At 70.4% G+C, this 19,310-nt stretch carries 23 protein-coding genes; 14 read left to right on the top strand and 9 right to left on the bottom strand.

Translation table 11 applies throughout. From position 1 onward, the window contains the following. Positions 1 to 28: 28 nt before the first annotated feature. Positions 29 to 733, top strand: coding sequence for a hypothetical protein (locus tag AAHM41_RS20580; protein WP_342238449.1), 705 nt, complete (start codon positions 29 to 31; stop codon positions 731 to 733). Positions 734 to 790: 57 nt separating this feature from the next. On the opposite strand, the gene AAHM41_RS20585 is transcribed toward AAHM41_RS20580, so the two are convergent. From AAHM41_RS20585 to AAHM41_RS20595, 3 genes are all read right to left on the bottom strand, one after another. Next, positions 791 to 1,321: a peptidylprolyl isomerase gene (locus AAHM41_RS20585; protein WP_342238450.1), complete on the bottom strand. Its 531-nt coding sequence runs from the start codon at positions 1,319 to 1,321 to the stop codon at positions 791 to 793. A gap of 94 nt (positions 1,322 to 1,415) precedes the next feature. Then, a complete protein-coding gene (locus tag AAHM41_RS20590) occupies positions 1,416 to 2,045 on the bottom strand; it encodes a hypothetical protein (RefSeq protein WP_342238451.1) in 630 nt (209 codons plus the stop codon). 55 nt (positions 2,046 to 2,100) lie between these two features. Then, on the bottom strand, positions 2,101 to 2,580 hold the full coding sequence (locus tag AAHM41_RS20595) for an Lrp/AsnC family transcriptional regulator (protein WP_034847812.1): 480 nt from the start codon (positions 2,578 to 2,580) through the stop codon (positions 2,101 to 2,103). 195 nt (positions 2,581 to 2,775) lie between these two features. On the opposite strand from AAHM41_RS20595, the gene AAHM41_RS20600 reads away from it, so the two are divergent. Next, positions 2,776 to 3,795, top strand: a complete 1,020-nt coding sequence (locus AAHM41_RS20600) for a S1C family serine protease (protein WP_342238452.1) — start codon at positions 2,776 to 2,778, stop codon at positions 3,793 to 3,795. 2 nt (positions 3,796 to 3,797) lie between these two features. Here the strand turns inward: AAHM41_RS20600 and AAHM41_RS20605 are convergent, their stop codons facing one another. Continuing rightward, on the bottom strand, positions 3,798 to 4,403 hold the full coding sequence (locus tag AAHM41_RS20605) for a hypothetical protein (RefSeq protein ID WP_342238453.1): 606 nt from the start codon (positions 4,401 to 4,403) through the stop codon (positions 3,798 to 3,800). A gap of 93 nt (positions 4,404 to 4,496) precedes the next feature. Between AAHM41_RS20605 and AAHM41_RS20610 the strand changes: the two genes are divergently transcribed. Then, entirely contained in the window at positions 4,497 to 4,778 is a 282-nt protein-coding gene (locus AAHM41_RS20610) for a hypothetical protein (protein WP_342238454.1), read from the top strand. Here the strand turns inward: AAHM41_RS20610 and AAHM41_RS20615 are convergent, their stop codons facing one another. Then, positions 4,779 to 5,465, bottom strand: coding sequence for a TetR/AcrR family transcriptional regulator (locus AAHM41_RS20615; protein WP_342238455.1), 687 nt, complete (start codon positions 5,463 to 5,465; stop codon positions 4,779 to 4,781). It abuts the gene before it with no gap. 39 nt (positions 5,466 to 5,504) lie between these two features. Beyond that, positions 5,505 to 6,395 (bottom strand): DMT family transporter, encoded by an 891-nt coding sequence (locus AAHM41_RS20620; protein ID WP_342238456.1) that lies wholly within the window; start codon positions 6,393 to 6,395, stop codon positions 5,505 to 5,507. A 76-nt stretch (positions 6,396 to 6,471) separates the two neighbouring features. Between AAHM41_RS20620 and AAHM41_RS20625 the strand changes: the two genes are divergently transcribed. After that, entirely contained in the window at positions 6,472 to 7,053 is a 582-nt protein-coding gene (locus AAHM41_RS20625; RefSeq protein WP_342238457.1) for a CGNR zinc finger domain-containing protein, read from the top strand. Position 7,054: 1 nt separating this feature from the next. Here AAHM41_RS20625 and AAHM41_RS20630 read toward each other — a convergent pair whose 3' ends face one another. Beyond that, entirely contained in the window at positions 7,055 to 7,756 is a 702-nt protein-coding gene (locus AAHM41_RS20630) for a DUF6683 family protein (RefSeq protein WP_342238458.1), read from the bottom strand. 90 nt (positions 7,757 to 7,846) lie between these two features. Continuing rightward, the gene (locus tag AAHM41_RS20635; RefSeq protein ID WP_342238459.1) at positions 7,847 to 8,398 is read right to left on the bottom strand and encodes a putative glycolipid-binding domain-containing protein; all 552 of its coding nucleotides are present in this window, start codon (positions 8,396 to 8,398) and stop codon (positions 7,847 to 7,849) included. 255 nt (positions 8,399 to 8,653) lie between these two features. On the opposite strand from AAHM41_RS20635, the gene AAHM41_RS20640 reads away from it, so the two are divergent. The 10 genes from AAHM41_RS20640 to AAHM41_RS20685 all read left to right on the top strand — a co-directional run bounded on the left by AAHM41_RS20640 (position 8,654) and on the right by AAHM41_RS20685 (position 17,976). Further along, positions 8,654 to 10,012 carry an NAD(P)-dependent oxidoreductase gene (locus AAHM41_RS20640; RefSeq protein WP_342238460.1) on the top strand — a complete coding sequence of 453 codons (1,359 nt, stop codon included), beginning with the start codon at positions 8,654 to 8,656 and terminating at the stop codon, positions 10,010 to 10,012. Between the two features lie 38 nt (positions 10,013 to 10,050). Beyond that, positions 10,051 to 10,314, top strand: coding sequence for a type II toxin-antitoxin system Phd/YefM family antitoxin (locus tag AAHM41_RS20645; RefSeq protein WP_342238461.1), 264 nt, complete (start codon positions 10,051 to 10,053; stop codon positions 10,312 to 10,314). Further along, entirely contained in the window at positions 10,304 to 10,762 is a 459-nt protein-coding gene (locus AAHM41_RS20650) for a PIN domain-containing protein (RefSeq protein ID WP_342238462.1), read from the top strand. Before AAHM41_RS20645 ends, AAHM41_RS20650 begins: the two co-directional genes overlap by 11 nt. A 68-nt stretch (positions 10,763 to 10,830) precedes the next feature. Beyond that, a complete protein-coding gene (gene preA, locus AAHM41_RS20655) occupies positions 10,831 to 12,111 on the top strand; it encodes an NAD-dependent dihydropyrimidine dehydrogenase subunit PreA (RefSeq protein ID WP_342238463.1) in 1,281 nt (426 codons plus the stop codon). 98 nt (positions 12,112 to 12,209) lie between these two features. Beyond that, positions 12,210 to 12,731: a hypothetical protein gene (locus AAHM41_RS20660; protein ID WP_342238464.1), complete on the top strand. Its 522-nt coding sequence runs from the start codon at positions 12,210 to 12,212 to the stop codon at positions 12,729 to 12,731. A 28-nt stretch (positions 12,732 to 12,759) separates the two neighbouring features. Continuing rightward, positions 12,760 to 14,010, top strand: a complete 1,251-nt coding sequence (locus tag AAHM41_RS20665) for a Zn-dependent hydrolase (protein WP_342238465.1) — start codon at positions 12,760 to 12,762, stop codon at positions 14,008 to 14,010. Positions 14,011 to 14,013: 3 nt separating this feature from the next. Beyond that, positions 14,014 to 14,835, top strand: coding sequence for an ABC transporter ATP-binding protein (locus tag AAHM41_RS20670; RefSeq protein ID WP_342238466.1), 822 nt, complete (start codon positions 14,014 to 14,016; stop codon positions 14,833 to 14,835). A gap of 238 nt (positions 14,836 to 15,073) precedes the next feature. Beyond that, the gene (locus AAHM41_RS20675) at positions 15,074 to 15,994 is read left to right on the top strand and encodes an ABC transporter permease (protein ID WP_342238467.1); all 921 of its coding nucleotides are present in this window, start codon (positions 15,074 to 15,076) and stop codon (positions 15,992 to 15,994) included. Further along, a complete protein-coding gene (locus AAHM41_RS20680) occupies positions 15,991 to 16,944 on the top strand; it encodes an ABC transporter permease (RefSeq protein ID WP_342238468.1) in 954 nt (317 codons plus the stop codon). Before AAHM41_RS20675 ends, AAHM41_RS20680 begins: the two co-directional genes overlap by 4 nt. Before the next feature lie 30 nt (positions 16,945 to 16,974). Next, positions 16,975 to 17,976, top strand: coding sequence for an ABC transporter substrate-binding protein (locus tag AAHM41_RS20685; RefSeq protein ID WP_342238469.1), 1,002 nt, complete (start codon positions 16,975 to 16,977; stop codon positions 17,974 to 17,976). Between the two features lie 88 nt (positions 17,977 to 18,064). Here the strand turns inward: AAHM41_RS20685 and AAHM41_RS20690 are convergent. After that, on the bottom strand, positions 18,065 to 19,310 hold a 1,246-nt coding region (locus tag AAHM41_RS20690), incomplete at its 5' end, for a calcium-binding protein (RefSeq protein WP_342238470.1).

Here is a 19,310-nt window from a genome sequence, read left to right on the forward strand (position 1 = left end):
CCCGGCCGGCCCGGGATTGAGGAGACCGATGGTGCGCCGCCTGCCGATCGTCGCCGCCGCTGCCGCTCTGGTGCTGACCGCGCCGCTCGCCCTGGTCCGGGCCGAGGTCGCGGCCGGCCAGGAGGCCGGCGCCGCCGCCCTGTCCGACCGGCTGGCCCTGACCGCCCTGGTGCAGTCGCTGCGCGCCGGGCTCGGCGCCACCGACAGCGCCACCCTGTTCCTGGAGGAGTGGTGCGGCCGCTACGGGCTGGCCGCCGCGCCCAAGATCGTGGCGAAGCGCGTGCCCGGCGACGTCCCGCTGACCGACCAGCAGCGCCGGGAGCTGGAGATCACCGATTCGGCCGAGCCGGTGGTCTACCGCCGGGTCCGGCTGGTCTGCGGCGATCAGGTCTTGTCCGAGGCCGACAACTGGTACCTGCCGAACCGGCTGACGCCCGAGATCAACAAGGTACTGACCGGGACCGACACGCCCTTCGGCCGCGCCATCCGGCCGCTCGGCCCGTCGCGTCGCACCCTGTCCTCGACCGTGCTGTGGCAGGCCCTGCCGGAGGGGTGGGAGCGGATGCCGTCCGCCCAGCTGGCCGGCTGGGCCGCCGCGGCGCCGGCCCCGGCCTATGATCCGGCGGCCTCGCTGTTCGAGAACCGCGCCATCGTGCTGCGCCAGGACGGCAAGCCGATTTCCGAGGTGCGCGAGACCTACAAGATGCCGCTGATCGCCTTCCGCTTCCGCTGAAACGCAGAAGCCCGGCTACAGGAGCCGGGCTTCGCGTCGATCGGTCGGGGATCGGCTTTACTCGGCGTCCGCCGCGACCTGCAGCTTGACGATGATGTCCGGGCTGGCCGGCGGCTCGCCGCGCTTGATCTTGTCGACGAACTCCATGCCTTCGACCACCTGGCCCCAGACCGTGTACTGACCGTTCAGGAAGTCGCCGTTCGCGAACATGATGAAGAACTGGCTGTCGGCGCTGTTCGGGCTCTGCGCCCGGGCCATGCCGAGGGTGCCGCGCTTGAACGGCTCCTGGCTGAACTCGGCGTCGATCTTCTGGCCGGACCCGCCCATGCCGGTGCCGGTCGGATCGCCGGTCTGGGCCATGAAGCCCTCGATCACGCGGTGGAACTTGATGCCGTTGTAGAAGCCCTGCCGTACCAGTTCCTTGATCCGGGCGACATGCTTCGGCGCCAGGTCGGGGCGCAGCTCGATCACCACCCGACCATAGGTCAGGTCGAGATAGAGCGTGTTTTCGAGATCGCGGGCCGAAGCCCCCTGGGTGATGGCCATGGCGAGGAGAAGACTCCCGAGAAGTTGCAAGAAACGCGTCATGCGCTGGGCGCTCCGGACGGGTCGCGAGAAGTGGCGAGAAACAAGCACGGGTCGCGCTCGCGCACAACCCGGTGCGGCATGCGGCCCCGCAGGATCAGCAGCCGTCGGCCGTGTCCGGGCCGGCATAGCCCTTGGTCAGGGGGAGGCCGAACTGGCGCAACAGCGCCTTCTCGGCATGGCAGAACCTGATGGTGGATTGCAGCGTCTCGACCGGCTGGAACATGTCGGTGGTGGTGCCCACCTCCTCGCCCGGCATCAGCCGGTAGACGGTGTAATCGACCAGGCTTGGTCCGGGGATACCCTCCTCCGGGTCGAAGCCGCGCTGGGCGACGAAGACCATGGTCGCCGGCTCGCCATCGATCCTGCCGCGCACGAAGCGCACGCTGCGCACCATGTCCTCGCCGGTGTGCGGCGCGTCGCGGATGGTGTCCTCGAACCCGCCGCCCGAGGCGGTCAGGTTGTCGAAGCCGACCACGTTCCAGCCGCCGCCATGGCCCTGCATCAGCACCAGGAACAGGTCGTAGGCATGGGCGTTGCCGTTCTCGCGCCAGCCCAGGGTGACGATGGCGCTGCGGCCGTCGGGCGCGAAGCGTTCGATCGTGTTCGGCCCGGACTTCAGCGGGATGGGCGCGAGGTCGGCGAAGCGGTGCTTTGGTTCCGCCGCCGCGGCCGGGCCTGCAATGCCCAGGGCGAGAAGGGCGGCCAGCAGCAGGCGGAGGGTCATGGTCGGTCTCGTCCGGGTCTGAGGGGTGGATGATGGGGTGGCGAATGCGGCGTGCTCAGGGCGCGGGCGGCAGCGGCAGCCGGCGGCTGTCCTTGATGGTGTCGAGCACGATGCGCGAGCGGATCGCCGACACGCCGTCGATCCGCATCAGGCTGTCCATGATGAAGCGCGACAGGTCCTTCAGGTCGGGCGCCACCACGCGCAGCTCGTAATCGGCGTCGCCGGTCACGGCGCAGCATTCGACGATCTCGGGGTGGCGCTGCACCGCCTCGCGGAAGGCCTCGGCGGTGAAGGCGCCGTGCTTCTCCAGCGTGATCGAGATGTACGCGGCCACCGACAGGCCGATGCGGTCGGGGTCCAGCAATGCCGCATAGCCGCGGATCACCCCGGCCTCCTCCAGCCGCTGCAGCCGCCGGGCGCATTGCGACGGCGACAGCAGGACCCGTTCGGCCAGGGCGATGTTGCTCATCCGCGCATCGTCCTGCAGCGCCGCCAGGATCCGCCAGTCGAAGCCATCCAGCGTCTCCGTCGCCATCTCCGGGCATCCTCGCCGTGACCGATGCGCGAATCGCGCATGCCGCGGTCGGACCATACCCCCGGCGGCCATCCTCGTCAGCCCGGCAGCTGGGCGTGGCGGTGTTCCCCTTGGGTTCTCCTCCCGGCATGCCTACATCACCGGAAACGAGACGCGCCGGCCCGGCGCCGCCCCTTCCGCTCCCAAGGTTCTGCCATGCCCGGCTACGAAACCCGCTTCCTCCTCGACGCTTCGGCGCCGGGGCCCGAGGCCTCGACACCATCCGCCACTGCCATCGGCGGTGAAGCCCTCGACGCCTATTCCCGCACCGTGATCGACGCCGTGCGTTTCGCCGCGCCCGCGGTGGTGCATCTCCGCGTCTCCGGCAAGGGGCCGGACGGCGCCGTGGGGCCGCGCGGCAGCGGCTCCGGCGTGATCTTCACCCCCGACGGCTTCGTCCTGACCAACAGCCATGTGGTGCACGGCGCGGCGTCGATCACCGCCACGCTCAGCGACGGCCGCAGCGTCGTCGCCTGGCCGGTCGGCGAGGACCCGGACACCGACCTGGCGGTGCTGCGCCTGCACGACAGCGTGCCGGGCTGGGCACCGCTCGGCTCCTCCGCGACGCTGCAGGTCGGCCAGCTGGTGGTCGCCATCGGCAATCCGCTCGGCTTCGAGGCGACGGTGACGGCCGGCGTGGTCAGCGCCCTCGGCCGGTCGCTGCGCGGCCGGTCCGGCCGGCTGATCGACGGCGTGCTGCAGACCGATGCGGCGCTGAACCCCGGCAACAGCGGCGGCCCGCTGGTCGACGCGCTCGGCCGGGTGGTCGGCATCAACACCGCGATGATCGCCGGCGCCCAGGGGCTGTGCTTCGCCATCGGCAGCGACACCGCCCTGGTGGTGGCGTCGGAGATCATCCGGTACGGCCGGGTGCGGCGCGCCTCGCTCGGCATCGCCGCGCAGACCATCCGGCTGCCGCGGCCGATGCAGCTGACGCTCGGCCTGCCGGCGGCCGGCGGCGTGCGGGTGGCGGAGCTGCTGCCCGGCGGCGCCGGGGCCGCGGCGCTGCGCGTCGGCGACGTGATCCTGGCGATCGACGGCCATCCGATCGACGGCGTCGACGCGCTGCACCGGCTGCTCGGAGCCGAGCGGGTCGGCGTCGCCACCGGCCTGCGCCTGCTGCGCGAGGGCCGGGTGCGGGAGGTGTGGGTGACGCCGCGCGAACGGGCGGGCTGACCCTATTCGAACTTCGTCGCCATGGTGGCGCCATAGCCGATGATGCCGCCGCCGGCAATCACCACCGCCGGGATGTCGTGGGCCCCGATGTTCCCGAAGTCCTTCTCGCGGGTGTAGAAGCCACCGCGCGCATATTGCGCGTCGTAGAACTCGCCCAGCCGCTTGGCATAGGCCAGCTGCTCCGGCCCGTCGGTCGGCTGCTGCGACTGCTCCTGGATGTAGCTGTGCAGCGCGACATTGACCTCGCGCTGCGAAGCGATGGCCGTGCCGGGATACAGCTTCACCCGTTCGGCGATGAAGCCGGCGGCCTTGGCCTCGGCGGCGTCGTTCTGAGTCGCCGACACCCGCTTCAGCCCGTCCCAGGCGTCGGACAGGTCCGGCCAGGCCATCCCGGCCTGGCGGTACAGGCTCTTGGCCTCGCCGGGGTTGCGGGCCTCGGCGGCCTTGGCCTGGGCCAGCAGCGCCTCGCCGCGGCTCTGGTCGAAGCCGGCTTCGCCGGGGGCGGCCGCGCTCTGCAGCACCGTCGGCGGCAGCGCCTGCTGATACGGCTCGGCGGCGCAGGCGGCGAGGGCGAACAGGGCCAGCGGGGTAAGGAGGCGCAGATTCATGGTCCATCTTTTAGCGCAAACCGGCGCGCGCCGCCACGCACGCGTCGCCGATACCTGTGATAGAATGAGGGCCGGACTGTCAGGGTGGTGCGGATGAGCGTCGCGATCCCGATCCCGATCCTGCTGCTTCTGCTTCTGCTGGTTGCCGTCTTTGTCTATCGCGGCCTGGCGCCGGCCCGCCGCCGCGCCGCGGCCGGCCGGTCGGATTCAGGCACCACTCCGTTCTGGTTCGACGGCGGTTCCTCGACCGGTGGTTGGGCGGGGGAGGGATCCTCCGCGTCCAATTGCGGCGGACCGGGCGGGTCCGGTGCCGGCAACTGCGGCGATTCGGGCGGTGGTGGTGGGGATGGCGGCGGTGGAGGCGGCGGCGAGTGATCAGCCGCCGCGCGGCGGCTTCAGGCCGCAGCCGCGCAGGATCAGCCCGGTGACGTGCCGGCCGGCGACCAGGAAGACGTCGTCATCCATCGCCTCGCGGCCCAGCACGGCCCGGATCTGGGCCTCGAAATCGGCATAGGTCTGGGTCGCGGCCCACAGGGTGAAGACCAGGTGCCGCGGGTCGACCGGCGCCATCCGGCCGGCGGCGATCCAGCCCTCGATCACCCGCGCCTTCTCATCGATCGTCCGCTTCAGCTTGCCCGACAGGTAGTCGGCAACCTGCGGCGCACCATGGATGATCTCGTTGGCGAAGACCTTCGACGCCAGCGGGCGGCTGCGCGACCAGCGCATCTTGTCGCGGATATAGGCGGCCAGCGCCTCGGCCGGGTCGCGCTCCGGCACCAGATGGTCGAAGGCGTCGACCCAGAGGTCGAGGATGCGGGCCAGCACGGCGCGGTACAGCGCCTCCTTGGTGCCGAAATAGTAGTGGACGTTGGCCTTCGGCAGCCCGGCGCGCTCGGCGATGCCCTGCATGGTGGCGCCGGAAAAGCCGGCCTCGGCGAACACGCCCTCGGCGGCGTCCAGGATCTGCGCCTCGCGGGCCCGGCGCAGGCGGCTGCCCGCGCTCGGCCGCGGTGCGTCCAGGCCGGTGTCGTCCGGCGAATCCAGCATCTCGGCATCGGTCATGCCGGCATCATCGACCGGAAGGCCGGCGCCGTCGATAGCTCAGCGTGCCGGCTCCGCGGCTCCCGGCCGGGCCGGCACGGCCGGTTCGGCTGGCGCGGCCTCGCTCCGTCCGGCCAGCGCGATGCCGGCGACGATGAAGACGCTGCCGACCAGGGCGGCCGCCTGCGGCACCTGGCCCAGGATCGGCCAGGCCAGCAGCGTTGCCACCACCGGCTGGCCGTAGCCGGCGATGGCGGAGAAGCCGGCGTCGAGCGTGCGCAGCGCCTTGGCGACCAGGATCTGGGCGGCGAAGGCGATCAGCGCCTGGGCCGCCAGGTTCAGCCAGCCGGACGGCGCGGCCGGCAGGATCCGGTCCTGCAGCAGCGCCACCGGCAGGGCGCCCAGCGCGGCGCCGACCAGGGTCCAGAAGGTGACCGTGGCGGCGCTCTGCCGCCGGCACAGCGCCGCCGAGATCAGGAAGCAGACGGCGTAGAACAGGGCGGCCAGCAGCGCCATGCCGTTGCCCAGCAGGTCGCCGCCGGCGGCGCCGCGGGCCCCGGCCAGGATGGCGATGCCGAGGAAGGCGACCAGGCCGCCGCCGACCACCCGCCCATCCGGCCGGCGGCGCAGCCACAGCGCCGGCAGCAGCGCCACCAGCAGCGGATAGATCATCACCAGCAGCGTCGCCTCCAGCACGCTGGTGCGCATGATCGAGGCGTTCCACAGCACCAGGTCGCCGGCCAGCATCACCCCGGCCAAAAGGGCCAGGCCGATGTCCCGCCCCGGCATGGCGGGCGACCGCCAGGCGACGATCGCAGCCGGGATGCAGCTCAGAATCAGGCGCCAGAAGGCGGTGGCGGCGGGGTCGACCGGGCTGGTGCGGACCAGGATCGGGCCGATCCCCGACAGGCCGACGCCGGCATAGAGCCGGCCGAGGGCGTTCCAGCGCATCGTAACCACCTTTCTGGCATTTGCTGGTAACGATATAGGTCTCGCTGAAACCTGTCAAATGGGCTATGATGGTTTCATGTCATCGGACCAGCCGACGCCACCCGAGCTGCCCCTGGTCGGCGGCTTCGCCTGCCTGGATTTCTGCAACACCCTGTCCGGATGGGGCGGGCCGGGACCGCGGGAGCGGGCCGGCGACCCCGCCGCGCTGGCCGCCTGGTGCGCGCGCGCCTTCGGCGAGACGCCGCGGATCGACCGGGAGGAATGGTCGCGGCTGATCCGGCTGCGCGCGGCGCTGCACGCGGTGTTCGATGCCATCGCGGTCCAGGTCGAGCCGCCCGCGGAGGCAGCGGCCCTGCTGCAGCAGGAGGTGGCGGAGGCGGCGGCCCGCCGCCGGCTGACCATCACCGCCGCCGGCGGCGCCTGGCAGGACCAGCCGCCCGCGGATGGGGCGGCTGTGCGGCACCGCCTGGCGATGGACGCGCTCGACCTGCTGCTCCAGGGCGAACCGGCGCGGCTGAAGCGCTGCGCCGGCCATGATTGCGGCTGGCTGTTCTACGACCGCAGCAAGAATGCCAGCCGCCGCTGGTGCCTGATGGCCGATTGCGGCACCACCGACAAGGTCCGCCGCTTCCGTCGGCGGCAGCGCGCCGGGGCCTGAGTCAGCCGCCGGCCAGGCCGCGGTCGGTCAGGCGCAGCCGGCGCAGGTCCAGGCCCGACCGCGTCGCGAACAGCTCGGCGACACCGGCCCCGTACTCCGCCAGCGTGCCCTCGCGCCGGGCCGCCTGCCAGCCGGCGTGGATGGTGACGAACAGCAGCTTGAACTCCTCGCCCAGCCGCGCCCGGTCGGCGGCGGAGCGCAGCGCCGGATTCGCCGCCAGGCCCAGCGCGATCTGGTCGCGCGCCGCCTTCACGCTGCGGGGATCGGGATCGCCGGCGCCGTTGACGATGATCCAGCCCAGGATGGTGTAGGCCGTCATCGCGTCGGCGACATCGTTGGCGGCGAGGCCGAAGGGCCGGGTCAGGCCCTGATAGATCCGGTCGTAGTCGTGCTGTTCCAGCTGGTGGCGCATGGCGGCGGCCGCCTCGGGGTCGTCGATCCGGGCGACGTAGTCGGCGGCGGCCTGCCGCCGCAGCGCCGTGCCGGATGTGTAGGTCAGCGACGCCGCGTTGCGGCCGGGCGCCGTCCGGGTGCCGTCGCCATACCTGTTCACCAGGCTCTGATGCAGCGCGCCCGCGCCGGCATCGCTGAGGATGCCCGGACCGAGATCGAGCACCGGCAGCCCGCCGTCCTGGGCCAGGGCCGCGGTCGCGGCCAGCACCATCCCGCCCAGCGCCCCGAGCACCCATCGGCGACCTGTCATCAGAGTCCCCCCTTCGTCAGAAGGCGCCGCGCAGGACGCCTGCGGCAGGGAGGCTAGCACGAGCGTGTAGCGCGACGGCAATCGCGGGGTTCACCCCACCCGGCGGTACAGGCCCGGATAGTCCAGCACCAGCTCGTTGGCGTCGGTGCTGATCTCGGCGGTGAAGCCGCTGCCGTCCAGCGATTCGAAGCGCCAGCGCCGCAGCGCCAGCGCGGTGTAGCGCTGCGGCGCGGCGAAGGGCGCCAGGTCCGGCAGCGGCAGATACACCACCTTGATCTCGGCCGATTCGCCGGGCTCCAGCCCTAGCCGCCGGATCGGCAGCGTGTTGGTGAAGGGCGTCGCCACCAGGTCGACATCGATGCAGCCGTCCAGCTGCGGCAGCGGCGTGCCGTCGCCGGTGGTCCAGGCGCCGCCGCCATCGGCCAGCAGCCGCAGCCGCCGGTCTCCGGCATGGTCGGTCACCGCCACCGACCGCGCCCGCCATTCGGCGTCCATGACCATCGTGTAGCTCAGCGCCCACTCCACCCCCGCATCGCCGCCGATCACGACGCTGTCGGCCTGGATCCAGGCACCGCTGCGGTGCAGCCGCAGATGCTCCAGGCCGATGCCTTCGGCCGGGGCCCATCGGACATGTCGGTCCATGCGCTGTCTCCCGCGCGCTCGCTTTGATCGTTCCTGAAACGTTCCTAGCATGATTCGGCCCCTCGGAACAAACGAGAGTGATACTGATTCTCAATTCAAAATAGAGTTGACCATTTGGTCAGGTTCTCGATACCGTCTCGGTCAGGTGAGGCACGGGGCCGCAATGGAATCCGGGAAATCCGGGCGCGGTGCCGGGAGGTGAGGGCCGGGGACGGCCGGCGAAGGGCCGGCCGGATCGGCCATCGGAGGCTGGGAATGACGACGGGATCCGACATCGCGGCCGGGCGCCTCGGCGCCGAACGCATTGCCGAGGACTTCGCGGAGATCCATCCGCCGCTCGACCGGCGCACCGCGCTGATCGAATCCAGCCGCTGCTATTTCTGCTACGACGCGCCCTGCATCGAGGCCTGCCCGACCGGGATCGACATCCCGGCCTTCATCAAGGGCATCGCCACCGACAATGTGAAGGGCGCGGCCCAGACCATCCTCACCGCCAACATCATGGGCGGCATGTGCGCCCGGGTCTGCCCGGTCGAGGAGCTGTGCGAAGACGCCTGCGTCCGCAACCACCAGGAGGAGAAGCCGGTGGCGATCAGCGCCCTGCAGCGCTACGCCACCGACCATGTGTTCCTGCGCGGCGAGCAGCTGTTCAGCCGCGCGCCATCGACCGGCAAGCGCGTCGCCGTGGTCGGCGCCGGCCCGGCCGGCTTGGCCTGCGCCCACCGCCTCGCCGTGCTCGGCCACGACGTGGTGGTGTTCGAGGCCAAGGCGAAGGGCGGCGGGCTGAACGAATACGGCCTCGCCGCCTACAAGATGGCGGACGGCTTCGCCCAGGCCGAGCTGGCCTATATCCTGGAGATCGGCGGCATCGAGATCCGCACCGGCCTGGCGCTGGGCCGCGACGTCTCCTTGAGCGAGCTGCGCCGCGACTACGACGCCGTGTTCCTCGGCCTCGGCCACAACGCGGTCAACGCGCTCGGCTGCGACGGCGAGGCCCTGGCCGGGGTGGAAAGCGCGGTCGACTTCATCGCCCGGCTGCGCCAGGCCGACGACAAGCGCACGGTGCCGGTTGGCCGGCGCGTGGTGGTGATCGGCGGCGGCAACACCGCCATCGACGCCGCCACCCAGGCCAAGCGGCTGGGGGCGGAGGAGGTGACGCTGGTCTACCGCCGCGGGCCTGAGCAGATGTCCGCCACCTGGAAGGAGCAGGACTGGACCCAGGTCAACGGCGTCACCGTCCGGCACTGGGCCCAGCCGCGCCGCATCCTGGGCTGGCCGGCCAACGGCCGCGACCCGTCGGTCAAGGAGGTCGAGTTCGAGCACACCCAGCTCGACGCCCAGGGCCGCCTGACCGGAACCGGCGACCGCTTCACCGTGCTGGCCGACCAGGTCTTCACCGCCATCGGCCAGTATCTCGTGCCATCCGCTTTCGCCAATGAGGCGGAGACTCTGGACATGGCCGGCAACCGCATCGCCGTGAACGAGGAGCGGCAGACTTCGCTGTCCGGCGTCTGGGCCGGCGGCGACTGCGTGCCGGGCCAGGATCTCACGGTCAGCGCCGTGCAGGACGGCAAGCTGGCGGCGCTGTCGATCGACCGGGCGCTGCGGCGCTGAATGTGCTACATTGGTAGTGCATTCGGAGGAGTGACGCCATGAGCGACGGATCCAGCACCACCATCACCCTGCGCGAGGCCAATCAGGGCTTCGCCGAGATGATCCGCGCGGTCGAATCCGGCCAGGAATTCGTCATCACCCGGCGCGGCGAGCCGGTGGCCCGGGTGGTACCGGTGTCGCGCCGGCGCGTGCTGACCCCGTCGCAGCAGGAAGCACTGGAGCGGACGCGGGCGCGCATGGCGCATGGCTACCGCAGCGCATCGACGGAGCCTTTCGACCGCGACGCGCTGCATGACCGATAGGCGGTTCACCTTGGACACCAATGTCCTGGTCTATGCGATCGACACAGCCGAGGGCGAGAAGCACCGCCGGGCGAAGGAGATCGTCGAGCGCGCGGTGCAGGCGGACAGTGTCCTCACGCTCCAGGCGCTGGGGGAATTCTATGTCACCTCTCAACGCCGCCGCCTGTTGCCGGCGGCCGATGCCGCGGCCCAGATCGGCGACTGGGTGGAGCTGTTCGCGACCGTTGCTGCGGCTGACACGAATGTCGTGACGTCGGCGCGGGAAGCGGCCGCCAAGCGGTTCAGCCATTGGGACGCCATGATGCTGTCGACCGCCGGCAGCCATGGCTGCACCACGCTGCTGAGCGAGGACATGGCGGATGGCGCGACGCTGGGCGGCGTCACCGTGCGCAACCCGTTCCGGGGCGACCGGTTGCCGGACGAGATCGAGGCGCTGTTGACGGTTTGACCCGGCCGGCGCCGCCGGTCGGACGAGAAAGCGGCCGCAGAGCCGAGGAACACCAGCTGGAGGCTGTCATGGCCGATCTGAGCAACGACTTCCTGGGGATCCGCTCCCCGAACCCGTACTGGCTGGCCTCGGCGCCGCCGACGGACAAGGAGTACAACGTCGTCCGCGCCTTCCGCGCCGGCTGGGGCGGGGTGGTGTGGAAGACGCTGGGCGAGGACCCGCCGGTGGTCAACGTCTCCTCGCGCTACGGCGCCGTCAGCTACAACGGCACCCGCGTCGCCGGCCTCAACAACATCGAGCTGATCACCGACCGGCCGCTCGAGCTCAATCTGCGCGAGATCAAGCAGGTCAAGCGCGACTGGCCGGACCGGGCGATGATCGTGTCGCTGATGGTGCCGTGCGAGGAACAGAGCTGGAAGTCGATCCTGCCCCTGGTCGAGGACACCGGCGCCGACGGCATCGAGCTCAACTTCGGCTGCCCGCACGGCATGTCGGAGCGCGGCATGGGCTCCGCCGTCGGCCAGGTGCCGGAATATGTCGAGATGGTCGCGCGCTGGTGCAAGCAGTACACGCGCATGCCGGTGATCGTGAAGCTGACGCCGAACATCACCAACATCCTGGGCCCGGCCCGGGCGGCCAAGCGCGGCGGCGCCGACGCCGTGTCGCTGATCAACACCATCCAGTCGATCGTCTCGATCGACCTCGACCTGATGGCGCCGACGCCGACGGTCGATGGCCTCGGCACCCATGGCGGCTATTGCGGCCCGGCGGTGAAGCCGATCGCGCTGCGCATGGTCGGGCAGATCGCGCGCGACCCGGAATGCCGAGGCATGGCGATCTCGGCGATCGGCGGCATCTCGACCTGGCGCGACGCGGCGGAGTTCATGGCGCTGGGCGCCACCAACGTCCAGGTCTGCACCGCGGCGATGACCCACGGCTTCAAGATCGTCGAGGACATGTCCTCGGGCCTGGCCAACTGGATGGACGGCAAGGGCTATGCCGGCACCCGCGCCTTCCAGGGGCTGGCGGTGCCGAACTTCGTCGAATGGCAGGACCTGAACATCAACTTCAAGTCGGTCGCCCATATCGACCAGGACGCCTGCATCCAGTGCGGCAAGTGCTACATCGCCTGCGAGGACACCTCGCACCAGTCGATCTTCAAGCTGCGCACGCCCGAAGGCGGCCGTCGCTACGAGATCAACGAGGAAGAGTGCGTCGGTTGCAACCTGTGCATGCATGTCTGCCCGGTCGACAACTGCATCACCATGCAGGCGGTCGACACCGGGCGGCCCTATCTGAACTGGCAGCACCACCCCAACAACCCGATGCGCAAGGACGCCGCCGAATAACCCCTTACTTTGATGCAATTTGGCATCGTCGGCTCGGAGGTGATCGGTCATGATATCGCCTTTCCGATCATTCGATACGAAAAGAAGCGAGGGGTACAATGGCTGTCATGCGACGCGCGGTGCTGGTGGGGATCGTGGCCGCGGCGCTCGCCGGGTGCGCCGGCAAGGAGCCGGCATCCGGACCTGTGGCGGAGGCGAAGATCGACGATTTCGCCGGCTCCTGGATCGGCTCGAGCCAGGAGGAGGTGCAGCGGGCTTCGGCGGTGATCGTCGAGCCGCGGACCGACGGCGGTTTCCGGCTGTTCTGGCGCAATGTCCAGGCGGGCGACGGCACCGACGGGCTGGAGTTCCGGGAGCGCGAGCTCGCCTTCCAGCCTTCGACCCGGCCGAACTTCTGGACCGCGACGGTTCCGGCCGACCGCGCCTATGCCACCGCCAGCCTGTCGGGCCCGACCCTGACGGTCGAGGTCGTCGGCACCACCCAGGATGGCAAGGTCGAGCGCCAGCTCTATCGCCGCACCCTGGTCGACACCACCCATCTGAAGCTGGCCTATACCCGCGAGGTGGCGGGCCAGCCGGCCTCCACCATCGAGGGCGAGTTCATCCGCAAGCCGGCCTGATCGAAGGATCGGGCCCGAGGACGTGACGATGCAGCAGAACATCCAGATCGACCCGCAGCGCCTCTGGGACGCGATCATGGAGACCGCCGAGTTCGGCAAGACCCCGAAGGGCGGGGTCAAGCGCCTGACCCTGACCGACCTGGACAAGCAGGTGCGGGACTGGTTCAGGAAGCAATGCGAGGCGGTCGGCTGCACCGTCACCGTCGATGAGGTCGGCAACATGTTCGCCCGCCGGCCGGGCCGGGATGAGTCGCTGCCGCCGATCTGCGTCGGCAGCCATCTCGACACCCAGCCGACGGGTGGCAAGTTCGACGGTATCCTCGGCGTGCTGTCGGGGCTGGAGCTTCTGCGCACGCTGCACGACACCGGCTACGAGACCAACGCGCCGATCGAGGTGATCAACTGGACCAATGAGGAGGGCTCCCGCTTCGCCCCGGCGATGCTGGCCTCCGGCGTCTTCGCCGGGGTGTTCACCAAGGAGTACGCCTACAGCCGCGAGGACCGCGACGGCCAGCGCTTCGGCGACGAGCTGGACCGGATCGGCTATCGCGGCCCGGTCCCGGTCGGCCAGCGCAAGCTCGGCGCCCATTTCGAGCTGCATATCGAGCAGGGGCCGATCCTCGAGAATGAGGAGAAAGTGATCGGCGTCGTCACCGGCGTGCAGGGCATGCGCTGGTACGAGGTGACGGTGACCGGCCGCGAGAGCCATGCCGGCTCGACCCCGATGCGGCTGCGCCGCGACGCGCTGCGCGGCGCCGCCCGGATGATCGAGGCGGTGATCGCGGTCGGCGACGCCACCGCCGACGCGGTCGCCACCGTCGGCCTGGTCGAGGTCCGGCCGAACAGCCGCAACGTCATCCCGGGCGAGGTGTTCTTCACCATCGACTACCGCCACCCCGACGATGCGAAGATCGGGGTGATGGAGGCGGCGGCGCGGGCGGCGATCGACGGGATCGCAGCCGAGCTGAAGCTCGAGGTCAAGGTCGAGGCGATCTGGGATTCGCCGGCGGTGAAGTTCGACCCGGCCTGCATCGACGCGGTCGAGGCGGCGGCCCGGTCGAACGGCTTCACCCATCGCCGCATCGTCTCCGGCCCCGGGCATGATTCGGCCTATATCGCCCGGGTGGCGCCGACCGCGATGATCTTCGTGCCGTGCCGCGAGGGCATCAGCCACAACGAGGAGGAGAGCATCGAGTTCGACCACGCCGCCGCCGGAGCCAATGTGCTGCTGCGCGCCGTGCTCGACTACGACCGCTCGCTCGAACAGAAGGCGGCCTGAGGCATGGCGGTGTCGGCGGTCCGACAGTCTCCGCGGGCGGACTCCGTCGCCCCGCCGGTGGTCGAGGCCCGGCGCCTCGGCCTGACCTTCCAGACCGCCGACGCACCGGTGGTGGCGCTGCAGGATGTCGACCTGACCATCGGCGAGGGCGAGTTCGTGTCGCTGATCGGCCCGTCCGGCTGCGGCAAGACCACGCTGATGCGGGTGGTGGCCGACCTGGTGCGGCCGACCGCCGGCTCGGTCACGGTGAACGGGCTGACGCCGGAGCAGGCGCGGCTGGCCCGCGCCTATGGCTATGTGTTCCAGGCGCCGGCCCTCTACCCCTGGCGCAATGTCCGCCGCAATGTCGAGCTGCCACTCGAGATCATGGGCGTGCCGGCGGCGGCGCGGCAGGAGCGGGCGCGGGCCGCGCTCGGCACCGTCGGCCTCGGCCAGTTCGAGAAGAAGTTTCCCTGGCAGCTCTCCGGCGGCATGCAGCAGCGCGTGTCGATCGCCCGCGCCCTCGGCTTCCAGCCCAAGCTGCTGCTGATGGACGAGCCCTTCGGCGCGCTCGACGAGATCACCCGCGACAACCTCAACGTCCATCTGCTGGACCTGTGGAACCGCACCAGCCTGACCGTGATCTTCGTCACCCATTCGATCCCGGAGGCGGTGTTCCTGTCCTCCAAGATCGTGGTGATGTCGCCGCGGCCGGGCCGGATCCTCGACGTGATCGACAGCGGCCTGCCGCGCGAACGCGACCTCGACATCCGCGAGACCCCGGAATTCCTCGCCATCGCCCAGCAGGTCCGCGAAGGCCTGCGCGCCGGGCATTCCTACGAATGAGGGCTGGTGTGCGGTTGCACCTGGGGAGAGACGGCTATCATTCACTCTCCCCCTCCCCTCGCGGGAGGGGGCTAGGGGGAGGGGGTAGCGCCGCAGGAGCGATCGTCAATCGCCGATCAGCGATGATCCGATCTTGGGCAGCCCGGCGCCGGCCCTCTTCGATCGACAGCCCCCTCCCCCTACCCCCTCCCGCAAGGGGAGGGGGAGGATTGTGGTTGTGCGTCCTCCCGAGGTCAGCATGACCGCCCTCGCCGAATCCCTGCCGGCCCGCCCCGGCACCTGGGCGCGGCTCAAGGGCGGGCGGGCGCTGCCGCTGGCGACCGTGCTCGGCGCCTTCCTGATCCTCTGGTATCTCGGCTCGTTCTGGCTGAACGCGCCGCAGGCGGTGGAGCGGCTGAACCGCGCCGGGCCGGACTGGACCACGGCGCAGTTCTTCGACGCGATCTGGAAGCTGGACCGGCCGCTGCTGCCGACGCCGGATCAGGTCGCGACCGATCTGTGGGGCAGCACCGTCGGCCGGCCGGTGACCAGCAACCGCAGCCTCGTCTACCACGCCTGGGTGACGATGAGCTCGACCCTGGTCGGCTTCGTGCTCGGCACGCTGCTCGGCATCCTGCTCGCCGTCGGCATCGTCCATGTGCCGACGCTCGACCGGTCGCTGATGCCCTGGGTGATCGCCAGCCAGACCGTGCCGATCCTGGCGATCGCGCCGATGATCGTGGTCGTGCTCGGCAATATCGGCCTCACCGGCGTGGTGCCGAAATCGATCATCTCGGCCTATCTCAGCTTCTTCCCGGTCACCATCGGCATGGTCAAGGGGCTGCGTTCGCCCGACCCGCTGCAGCTCGACCTGATGCGCACCTACTCCGCCCGGGGCGCCCAGGTGTTCTGGAAGCTGCGCTGGCCGGCGGCGGTGCCGTTCCTGTTCCCCAGCCTGAAGATCGGCATCTCGCTGGCCCTGGTCGGCGCCATCGTCGGCGAGCTGCCGACCGGCGCCCAGGCCGGCATCGGCGCGCGGCTCCTGACCGGCTCCTATTTCGGCCAGATGATCCAGCTGTGGTCGGCGCTGGTGATGGCGGCCCTCCTGGCCCTGCTCTGCGTCTTCGCCGTCACCCTGGCCGAGCGCGCCGTGGTCGCCAGCCGCGGGGGACGGGGATGAGCGCGCGGGTGCTTCGCAGCCTCGGCTGGCTGCTCCTGGCGGTCCTTCTCGCGGCGGCCGTGCTGTGGTGGATCGCCGACGGCGGCGTGTTCGTGGCCGGCACTGCCTGGATCGGCCTGCCGATCGTCGCGGCGGTGGCCGCGTCCTGGGTGGCGCTGCACGGCCTGTCGCCGGTTCCCGGCCGGGCCGCCGGCATCGCTGTGCCGGTCCTGTTCGGCGCCGTGCTGCTGTGGCTGTGGCAGGTGCTGGTCACCGGCTTCCAGGTGCCGCAGATCCTGCTGCCGGCGCCGTCGCAGATCGCGGCGCGCTTCGCCGCCAGCACCGACACGCTGTGGGTCGATTTCGTCCAGACCTTCATCCGCTCGGCCATCCCGGGTTTCCTGATCGGCTCCGGCGCCGGCTTCCTGACCGCGGTGGCGATCGACCGCTCGCCCTTCCTGCAGCGCGGCCTGCTGCCGCTCGGTTCCGCCGTCTCGGCCATGCCGATCGTCGGCATCGCGCCCATCATGATCATGTGGTTCGGCTTCGACTGGCACTCCAAGGCCGCCGTCGTCGTGGTGATGACCTTCTTCCCGATGCTGGTGAACGCGTTGGCCGGGCTGGAGGCCGCTGGGGCGATGGAGCGGGACCTGATGCGCTCCTACGCCGCCAGCTACCGGCAGACGCTGCTGAAGCTGCGGCTGCCGGGCGCGCTGCCCTTCATCTTCAACGCGCTGAAGCTGAACGCCACGCTCGCCCTGATCGGCGCCATCGTCGCCGAGTTCTTCGGCACCCCGATCTACGGCATGGGCTTCCGCATCTCGACCGAGGTGGCGCGGCTGAATGTCGACATGGTCTGGGCCACCATCCTGGTCGCGGCCATCGCCGGCTCCGCGTCCTACGGGCTGCTCGCGCTGGTGGAGCGGGCGACCACCTTCTGGCACCCTTCGATGCGGGAAGCGGAACGGTGAACAAGATCTGACGAACGGGAGAGGCTTCACATGAAAAAAACCATTCTGGGACTGGTCGCGGCCGCAGCGCTGAGCTTCGGTCCGGCGCAGGCGGCGGACCCCTTCACCATCCAGCTGAAATGGGTCACCCAGGCGCAGTTCGGCGGCTATTACGTCGCCGCCGAGAAGGGTTACTACGTCGATGAGGGGCTGGAGGTCACGATCAAGCCCGGCGGGCCGGACATCGCCCCGCCGCAGGTGATCGCGGCCGGCGGCGCCGACGTCATCGTCGAATGGATGCCGGCGGCGCTGGCGGCGCGCGAGAAGGGCGTGCCGCTGGTCAATGTGGCGCAGATCTTCAACCGCTCCGGCATGATGCTGACCTGCAAGAAGGAGAGCGGCGTCAAATCGCCGGCCGACTTCAAGGGCAAGACTCTCGGCGTCTGGTTCGCCGGCAACGAGTATCCGTTCCTGTCCTGGATGGGCAAGCTGGGCCTGTCGACCTCGGGCTCGAACCCGGACGTCAAGGTGCTGCGCCAGGGCTTCAACGTCGACCCGCTGCTGCAGAACCAGGCGGCCTGCATCTCGACCATGATCTACAACGAGTACTGGCAGGTGATCGACGCCGGCGTGCCGGAGAGCGACCTGATCACCTTCTATTACGAGGACCAGGGCGTGGCGACCTTGGAGGACGGGCTCTACGCCCTCGACTCCAAGCTGAAGGACCCGGCCTATGTCGACAAGCTGGGCCGCTTCCTCAAGGCGTCGGCCAAGGGCTGGGCCTATGCCAAGGCGCATCCGGACGAGGCCGGCAAGATCGTGGCCGAGGCCGATGCGTCGGGCGCCACCACCGACGCGGTGCAGACCCGGCAGGCCGAGAACATCGCCAAGCTGATCACCGTGTCGGACGACAAGATCGGCTGGCTCGACCCCGAGGCGTATAAGCGCACGGTGCAGGTGCTGCTGTCCAGCAAGAGCGACCCGGTGATCACCAAAGACCCGGGCGACGCGGCCTGGACCCACGCCGCCTGGGACAAGGCGATGGCCAAGTAGGCACGGCGTCCTTCGACAAAAAGGGCCGGCTTTCGCCGGCCCTTTCCGTTCCTTCCGGGGGGCATGCGCGCCCGGCCTTCTTCGATTGCTACAGTACGAAGTCGGCGGCCTGCAATGCAAAGGCGCCGGTCAGCTGGATGTGGAAATCCGACACCCCGTCGCCGTTGAGGTCACCGGCGATGGTGGTGACGCCCGGGCCGGTGACGGCCGCGCGCAGCTCGCCGGCGTGGTGGGTGAAGGCGCCACTGCCGATGAAGCTGAAGGCCTGGTCGCCGGCGACCGCGGTGTTGGCGTCGATCCCCGCCAGGTCGATCTTGTCAGCCTGGGCGTGGCTGAAATCGGTGATCCGGTCGGCATTGGCCCCGACCACGCTGTCGCCCACGGCGGTGAACTGGAAGCGGTCCGCCCCGGCGCCGCCGGTGAGGGTGTCCTTGCCGGCCCGGCCGACGAGAAGGTCGTTGCCGTTCCACCCCTGCAGCACATTGGCGCCGGCATTGCCGTACAGGCTGTCCCAGCTCTGGCCGCCGGAGAGGTTCTCGATTCCGGTCAGGATGTCGCCCTGGGCCTCGCCGCTGCTGCCGGTGCCACTGGCCAGGCTGACAACGACTCCGGTGGTGGCGCTGTAGTAGCTGGCGGTATCGGTGCCGGCGCCGCCGTCGAGACGGTCGGCCCCAGCGCCGCCGCGGAGCACGTCGTCGCCGCTCCAGCCCTGCAGGATGTTGGCCCCGGCATCGCCCGCAAGAGTATCGTTGGCCTGGCCGCCGGAGAGATTCTCGATGCCGGTCAGGACGTCGCCCTGGGCCTGGCCGCCGCCGGCGGTGTGGGCGCCCAGATCGATCGAGACGCCGGCGGTGTCGTAGTAGTAGCTGGCGGTGTCGGTGCCGACGCCGCCGTCGATCACATCCGCGCCGGCGCCGCCACGGAGCACGTCGTTGCCGTCCAGCCCCTGCAGCGTGTTGGCGAAGGCGCTGCCGACCAGGCTGTCACCGCCCAGGCTGCCGATGGCGTTCTCGATGCCGTTATAGGTGTCGCCCTGGGCCTCGCCGCCGCTGCCGATTCCGGATTGCAGGTTCACGGTCACCGGCCCGGTCGTGCCGGAATAGGTGACGGTGTCGCTGCCGGCGCCGCCGTAGTGCCGGTCGCTGCCGGCGCCGCCGCGAAGCAGGTCGTTGCCGGCGGCACCGGTGAGGCTGTCATTGCCGTCGCCGCCGGAGAGGGTGTCGCTGCCGTTGCCGCCGAACAGGACGTCGCGATACCCCGTGCCGGTGGCGTTGACCACATCAGGCAGGGTGTTGAAGACGAAGTTCGCCGGGACCAGCTGGGCGATGGTGGTG

The organism is Inquilinus sp. OTU3971 (assembly GCF_038440215.1).